The organism is Streptomyces sp. NPDC020845 (assembly GCF_044334165.1).
Taxonomy (GTDB): Bacteria; Actinomycetota; Actinomycetes; order Streptomycetales; family Streptomycetaceae; genus Streptomyces.
Genome location: NZ_JBIRSJ010000019.1, coordinates 250,897 through 257,978, shown reverse-complemented (window position 1 = coordinate 257,978; position 7,082 = coordinate 250,897). Strand labels below are relative to the sequence as shown.

At 70.1% G+C, this 7,082-nt stretch carries 6 protein-coding genes; 2 read left to right on the top strand and 4 right to left on the bottom strand.

Features of this window, described 5'->3' with window-relative positions; genetic code table 11:
- Positions 1 to 1,506: alpha/beta fold hydrolase (locus ACH4U7_RS41915; RefSeq protein ID WP_398533039.1), on the top strand; the 1,506-nt coding region annotated here is incomplete at its 5' end.
- Positions 1,507 to 1,619: 113 nt separating this feature from the next.
- Here the strand turns inward: ACH4U7_RS41915 and ACH4U7_RS41910 are convergent.
- The 3 genes from ACH4U7_RS41910 to ACH4U7_RS41900 form a co-directional block, all read right to left on the bottom strand.
- Complete coding sequence (locus ACH4U7_RS41910) at positions 1,620 to 2,636, bottom strand: methyltransferase (RefSeq protein WP_398533038.1); 1,017 nt, start codon at positions 2,634 to 2,636, stop codon at positions 1,620 to 1,622.
- A 179-nt stretch (positions 2,637 to 2,815) separates the two neighbouring features.
- Entirely contained in the window at positions 2,816 to 3,385 is a 570-nt protein-coding gene (locus ACH4U7_RS41905) for a hypothetical protein (RefSeq protein ID WP_398533037.1), read from the bottom strand.
- Positions 3,386 to 3,512: 127 nt separating this feature from the next.
- Positions 3,513 to 4,328, bottom strand: coding sequence for a glutamate racemase (locus ACH4U7_RS41900; RefSeq protein ID WP_398533036.1), 816 nt, complete (start codon positions 4,326 to 4,328; stop codon positions 3,513 to 3,515).
- Between the two features lie 25 nt (positions 4,329 to 4,353).
- Between ACH4U7_RS41900 and ACH4U7_RS41895 the strand changes: the two genes are divergently transcribed.
- Positions 4,354 to 5,664, top strand: coding sequence for a glycosyltransferase (locus ACH4U7_RS41895; protein WP_398533035.1), 1,311 nt, complete (start codon positions 4,354 to 4,356; stop codon positions 5,662 to 5,664).
- A 9-nt stretch (positions 5,665 to 5,673) separates the two neighbouring features.
- Here ACH4U7_RS41895 and ACH4U7_RS41890 read toward each other — a convergent pair whose 3' ends face one another.
- Complete coding sequence (locus tag ACH4U7_RS41890; RefSeq protein WP_398533045.1) at positions 5,674 to 7,029, bottom strand: TerD family protein; 1,356 nt, start codon at positions 7,027 to 7,029, stop codon at positions 5,674 to 5,676.
- Between the last annotated feature and the right edge of the window lie 53 nt (positions 7,030 to 7,082).

The following is a 7,082-nucleotide window of genomic DNA, read 5'->3' as shown; positions in this document are numbered from 1 at the left end:
GGATACCTCCACCGCCCCACCCTCACCGCCGAACGCTTCATCCCCAACCCCTACGGCCCACCCGGCACCCGCATGTACCGCACCGGCGACCTCGCCCGCTGGAACACCAACGGCACACTCCACTACCTCGGCCGCACCGACACCCAAATCAAAATCCGCGGCTTCCGCATCGAACCCACCGAAATCGAAGCCGCCCTCACCACCCACGACACCATCACCCAAGCCGTCGTCCTCGTACGCGAAGACCAACCCGGCGACAAACGCCTCACCGCATACGCCATACCCACCAACCCCGAAACAGGAATCGACACCACACACATCCTCCGCACCCTCCGGGACCGACTCCCCGACTACATGGTCCCCACCACACTCATCACCCTCGACCACCTCCCCCTCACACCCAACGGAAAACTCAACCACAAAGCCCTCCCCACCCCCCACCACACCCCAACCACCACCCAACGCCCACCCCGCACACCACGCGAGGAAACCCTCACCCAACTCTTCGCAGAAACCCTCGGAATCACCCAAGTCGGAATCGACGACAACTTCTTCACCCTCGGCGGACACTCCCTCCTCGCCACCCGCCTGATCAGCCGCATTCGTACCGCCCTGGGCGTCGAACTCACCATCCGCGCCCTCTTCGAAGCCCCCACCGTCGCCGGCCTCGCCGAACGCATCGAAGACGGGGCGAGCCAGGATCCGTTCGATCCACTCCTCCCGATCCGCTCGAGCGGCAAAGAGCCACCGCTGTTCTGCGTACATCCGGTATCAGGGCTCAGCTGGTGTTACGCCGGTCTGCTGCGGCACGTCCCAGAAGAAGTCCCCATTTACGGGCTCCAGTCGCGCGGCCTGATGGGGAAGGAGCCGCTGCCGACCTCCCTGGAGGAAATGGCGCGGGACTATGTGGAGCTGATGCGTTCTGTTCAGCCCGTCGGTCCCTACCGGCTGCTCGGCTGGTCCTTCGGAGGGCTGGTCGCCCATGCTGCGGCGGTACTGCTTCAGAGTCAGGGAGAAGTCGTCAGCCTGCTGACCATGCTCGACGCCTATCCAAACGACGGGGTTCTTCCATCGGGCCCGGAAAAAGAAGAGGACCTTATATACGCGTTGGCGGAGGGCGCCGGATACACAATCCCGGAGGATGCCGATGCGGCGGATCTCTCCGCTCTCCTCCGCGACTACGCCAGGCAGCACATGGGCGAGATGACAGGAGGCATCACTCTCAGCGAGGACGAAATATCCGCGCTGGCCGTCGCGGTCGGTAAGAACCGGGCGCTCGGGCGCTCCGCCGCGCTGGAAAAGTTCTCTGGCGATGTGCTGTTCTTCACCGCAGGCGTCGACAACCATATGCCGGTAGCCGCTCCCCGAGCGTGGGCTCCGTATATCACGGGGCATGTGCACGAACACGCGGTTCCATGTGCGCACGTCAACATGATGCAGCCCGGTCCGCTCGCCGAGATCGGCCGAACGCTGGCCGCAGCGCTGAGGGAGCGACCGGAACAGTAGTCGATCAAGTTACAGTCGACGCAGATGGGCCTGGTGGCGTGGCGTATGCGCTACGCCACCAGGCCCATCGAATCACGCCGAAAGGCGCGATATCAGCGGCTACCCAAAACCTTCTATTTTGCTTCCAGAACCGAGAAGTAAGAGCCGGAAATCGGGGTCACGCTCGAAAGGCCGAATCCGGAATCGCTCAGCAAGGTCTCGAATTCCGCTGCCGTGCGTTCGCGGCCGCCGGTGAGCACCATCATCCCGATGTCGCTCCATCGGCTGGGGTGCCATTCCTGGTCCTCCGGCACCAGCATCTCCACGATCAGTAGCCGCCCGCCGTCCCGCAGCGCCTTCCTGCTGTTGCGCAAAATGGCGACCACTTGGCTATCCGTCCAGTCGTGCAGCACGCTGCACAGCATATGGGTGTCGGCCCCTGAAGGCAGCGATTCAAAGAAGTCGCCCTTTTCGAGCCGGCAGCGCTCTCCGAGCGACCTGATGTGCTCGGAATCCTTGACCATGTCGACGACCGACGGCCGGTCGAAGAGAATTCCCCGGACATGATCGGCTTCGCGCAGGACGCGCTCCAACATAAAGCCGTCGCCGCCCCCGATGTCCATGACGACGTCCGACTGCCGCCAGTCGGGCGTCGAGGAGAACTGCCCGTACAGCCGCCCGGTGCGCTCCCGCATCCGGCGCAGAAAAGCGCGATCGGCGTCGCCGTCGGAATTCTTGTGCGCGAAGAAATCCCCGCCGTGGACGCTGTCGAAGACCGAGCGCCCGCTGCGGATGCTGTCGATACCGCGGAGCCAGGCCCGCTGGGAGTCGGCGTTCAGGACGGATTCGCGGACGCTGTTCGGGGCGTCCGCGCGGAGGCGGTGTCCGGTCTCGGTCAGCCGGAATGAGCGGGACGGGTCCTCCAGAAGCACGCCCACCGACACCAGGGCACGCAGCAGGCGGTAGAGGTATTCGATGTCCGCATCCGTGGCGGTGGCTATGTCCTCGACGGTCCTGGTGTCCGTCGCTATGACATCGGCGATGCCGAGTTCGGCCGTAATGCGCAGCACGTGCGGCAGCACGGCGACACAGCTGTCGTCCGCCAGGGCCAGGTAATCCGCGAGCAGTGCCTCGGGTGTCAGTGCGCTCATCTGCCGACCTCTCTCATATCGATTTCCTCCGTTTTCCGTTGTCGAACGGAAGCAGGGTGAACGGAACGGGCTGAACGGGACGTGCTGACGGAACGGGGCCGAACGGGGGAACGGCCCGGAAGGACGTACCTTCCGGGCCGTTATCAGGATCATGTATAGCCGGTGACCTCGGACGGAATCTAGGCCTGCGAGGCCCCGGCCGCGACCCCGCGCAGCCGGTCGCGGATCACGCGTACCGCGGTCTCGGCGTTGTCCACCGTGACGGTGAAGATCCGGCCGTCGCCGAGCCGGACCACAAGGCCCTCGCCGCGGCGGACGATCACCGCGGTGCCCTTGTCGGGGCGCCAGCGGTAGCCCCAGCCGCCCCACTGGAATGGGGTGACCCGGGGTGCGAAGTCCGCGTGGACCACATCGTCGAGCGGGATACGGCGCCGGGGCAGCCCAATGTGGCCGCAGCGCACCTCCAGGGCCTCCTCGTCGACCCGCACGGCCACGTGGACGAAGGCCAGGGTGCCGAAGAGCATCAGCAGGCCGGCCGCGAGGCAGCCGATCACGGCCATGAGGAGCGGGGCCAGACCCGAGGTCCAGGGAGAGGCGACGGCCAGGTCGATGCCGAGCGCCACGCAGGCGGCGCCCCCGGCGGCAAGCAGCCACTGGGCGCGGTTGTGCGCCCGCCCGGTCCAGATCTCAGGGGGCCTCCCGGCCCCGGCCGGCCTGTCGCGCTCGTCGCCCTCGCCGTGGTGCCTCATAGCTGGCAGGGTACCCATGTTCCGCTACCCCGGCAGAGGACTGTGGTAGGGAGCATGAAAGGTTTCCGGGCGAGCCCAGTCCTGGGCCGCGTCCTGGGCCGCGCGCGTCAGCCCCGCGCCAGCCGCGTCAGCCCCGCGCCAGGGGTTCGGCCGCCAGCAGACGCCCCTCCGCGTACGCCAGGGCGGCCTCGGGCATCGCGGCCTCGCGGCCGCTGAGGAGCACGGTGAGCCGTCCCTGGGGAAGGTCCGCGAGCGCCGACGAGGCCGCCTCGCCCGAGGGGGTGGGCGTGGCGCCGATCCGGCGCAGGGCCTGGGCGACGACGGCCCCGGCGGATCCGTGCAGGGCGATCGGCGGGGCGTCGGCCGGCTGGACGGCGGCCCGGATGCGGTCGGCGACCAGCTCGTAGTGGGTGCAGCCCAGGACGAGGGCCCGGATATCGCGCGGGGTGCGGGCCGCGGCGTCGGCCACCGCGGCGTCGATCGCCGCCGAGTCGGCCCACTGTACGGCCTCGGCGAGCCCCGGGCAGGCCACCTCCGTCACGGTGACGCCGTCCGCGAAGTCGCTGATGAGTCGGCGCTGGTAGGGGCTGCCCGTGGTGGCGGGGGTGGCCCAGATCGCGACGGGTCCGCCGCCCGCCGCCGCGGGCTTGATCGCGGGTACGGTCCCGATGACCGGCAGCCCGGGCTCCAGCTCGGCTCGCAGCGCGGGCAGGGCGTGCACGGAGGCGGTGTTGCAGGCGACGATCAGCGCGTCGGGGCGGTGCGCGGCGGCGGCGCGGACGCAGGCCAGCGCGCGCTGGGTGACGTCTTCGGGGGTGCGCGGACCCCAGGGCATGCTGCCGGGGTCCGAGGAGAGCACGAGATCGGCGTCCGGCCGGAGCCGATGCACCGCAGCCGCTGCAGGGAGCAGGCCGATTCCGGAGTCCATGAGCGCGATCTTCACCCGGTCACTTTAATGGATCGCCCTGATGCGCCCGGCGACCGGGCTCCTGGTCGGGCAGACTGCCACGGTGGACGCGCTGACGTGGATCGCCGTGGGGTCACTTGTCGTGTGGGGGTGGCTGCTGCTGGGCCAGGGCTTCTTCTGGCGTACGGACGTCCGGCTGCCCCGCGGCGATACACGGGTGGACCCCGGTGCGCGGCCGGACCCCAGCAGTGCGCGCGCGAACCCCGGCGGTGAGCCCGTCGTCCCCGGCGAGGACCCGGCGGACCTCGCCGCCGAGGAGTGCTGGCCGCCGGTCGCCGTCGTCGTCCCCGCCCGGGACGAGGCCGCCGTCCTCCCGGTGAGCCTGCCGTCGTTGCTGGCGCAGGACTATCCGGGACCGGCGGAGATCTTCCTCGTCGACGACGGCAGTACGGACGGCACGGGCAAGCTGGCCCGCGAACTCGCCGATGAGCACGGCGGGCTGCCGCTCACCGTGGACTCGCCCGGTGAGCCGCCGCCGGGCTGGACGGGCAAGCTCTGGGCGGTGCGCCACGGCATGACGCTCGCCGAGGCCCGCCCGGACACGGAGTATCTGCTGCTGACCGACGCGGATATCGCGCATGAGCCGGACTCCCTGCGCGAGTTGGTGCGTGCGGCGCGCGGCTCCGGGCTCGATCTGGTGTCGCAGATGGCGCGGCTGCGGGTGGCGACGGCGTGGGAACGGTTGATCGTTCCGGCGTTTGTGTACTTCTTCGCGCAGCTCTACCCGTTCCGGTGGGTCAACCGGGCGGGGGCGCGGACGGCGGCGGCCGCGGGCGGGTGTGTGCTGCTGCGCCGGGAGGCGGCCGAGCGGGCCGGGGTCCCGGATGTGGTCCGGCACGCGGTCATCGACGACGTGGCGCTGGCCCGGGCGGTGAAGCGGAGCGGTGGGAGGATCTGGCTGGGGCTCGCGGACCGGGTGGACAGCGTACGGCCGTATCCGCGGCTGGGCGAGCTGTGGCGGATGGTCTCGCGCAGCGCCTATGCGCAGCTGAGGCACAATCCGCTGCTGCTGGTGGCCACGGTGGCGGGGCTCGCGCTGGTGTACCTGGTGCCCCCGGTGGCGCTGTGCGCGGGGCTGCCGGCGGGCCGTCCGGCGCTGTGGGCGGTGGGGGCCGCCGCCTGGGCGCTGATGGCGGCGACGTACGTCCCCATGCTGCGCTACTACCGGCAGACGCTGTGGCTGGCGCCGCTGCTGCCGCTGACGGCGCTGCTGTATCTGCTGATGACCGTGGATTCGGCGGTCCGGCACTATCAGGGGCGCGGCGCCGCGTGGAAGGGACGTACCTACGCCCGCCCCGGCGCCGCGCCCTGACGGCCGGCCTCACTTACGGCCGGGTGTCCAGTTCATGCCCCAGCCGTAGGCGTAGTCGAGGGTGCGCTGGGGGCTGACGCCGCGTTCGGGCACCAGATAGCGGGCCTCGCGCTGGACAATGAGGTCGCCGCCGTTGTTGGTGATCAGCGCGAGGGCGCAGACCGGGGAGGGGACGGTGCACTCGTCGAGCGAGAAGTCGATGGGCGCGCCGTGCTGCGGCTGCAGGGTGACCGTGGCGTTGAGGTTGGCGAAGCTGCGGGCGCCCTCGTAGATCGTGACGAAGACGAGGATGCGGCGGAACGCGTTCTTCTGGTCGAGGTTGATGGTGAGGTTTTCGCCGGATGTCCGGGCGCCGGTGCGGTCGTCGGCGTCGAGTTGGATGAACGGCGGCTGGTGCAGCGAGCCGAAGGAGTTGCCGAGCGCCTGCACCACGCCCTTGCTGCCGTCGGAGAGCTCGAACAGCGCGCCGAGGTCGAGGTCGAGGTCCCCGTGCATGGCGATGGCCCTGCCGAGCTTCTGCCCCCAGCCCTGGAACTGTTTGCGCACCTGCCAGTTGAGGTTCACCCGCATGGCGCCGGAGGTACCGCCCTGCTTGGTGAGCGAGACGGAGGGGGCCTCCTTGGTGAGGGTGACCTTGGACAGGCTCACCGGGGCGGAACCGGGAGCGGAAGCGGGAGCCGGGTACCCGGGGGCCGGCGCCGCGGCGGGCGGGTACGCGGGCGCGGTCGGCGGCTGAAGCGGCGCGGCGGGCGCCGTGTGCGGCGGGGGCGGAAGGGGCGCGGACGGCTGTACGGGCGCGGGGGCGGCGGCTGGGGCGGGGACGGAGGCGGGACCGGGGGCGTGCTGGGGCTCGTCGACGCTGATGCCGAAGTCCGTGGCGAGGCCCGCGAGTCCGCTGCCGTACCCCTGGCCGACGGCGCGGAACTTCCACGCGCCCTGCCTCCGGTAGAGCTCGCCGAGCACAAACGCGGTCTCGACGGTGGCGTCCTCGCTGTCGAACCGGGCGAGCTCCGCGCCGCCCGAGGCGTCCAGCACCCGGATGTACAGGCCCGGGACCCGGCCGAAGCTGCCGCCGTCCGCGGACGCGGCGAGCACGACGGTCTCGATGGCGGGCTCCACCCGACCGAAGTCCACCGAAAGGGTGTCGGTCACGGTGTCACCGGCGGTTCGCTTGCCTTCGTGGCGTACGGCGCCTGAGGAGTGTGCCGGCTGGTTGTAGAAGACGAAGTCCGCGTCGGAACGGACCTTTCCGGATACCAGCAGCAGCGCCGAGGCGTCGACGTCCGGCACCCCCGGGCCGGTGCGCCAGCCCAGTTCGACCCGCACCGCCGACACCGGAACCGGAACATTGCTGCCTTTGCGCATCGCCATGCTGTCCCCCTGCCTTTCTGATCTGTTCATTTCGGCCACGGACACAC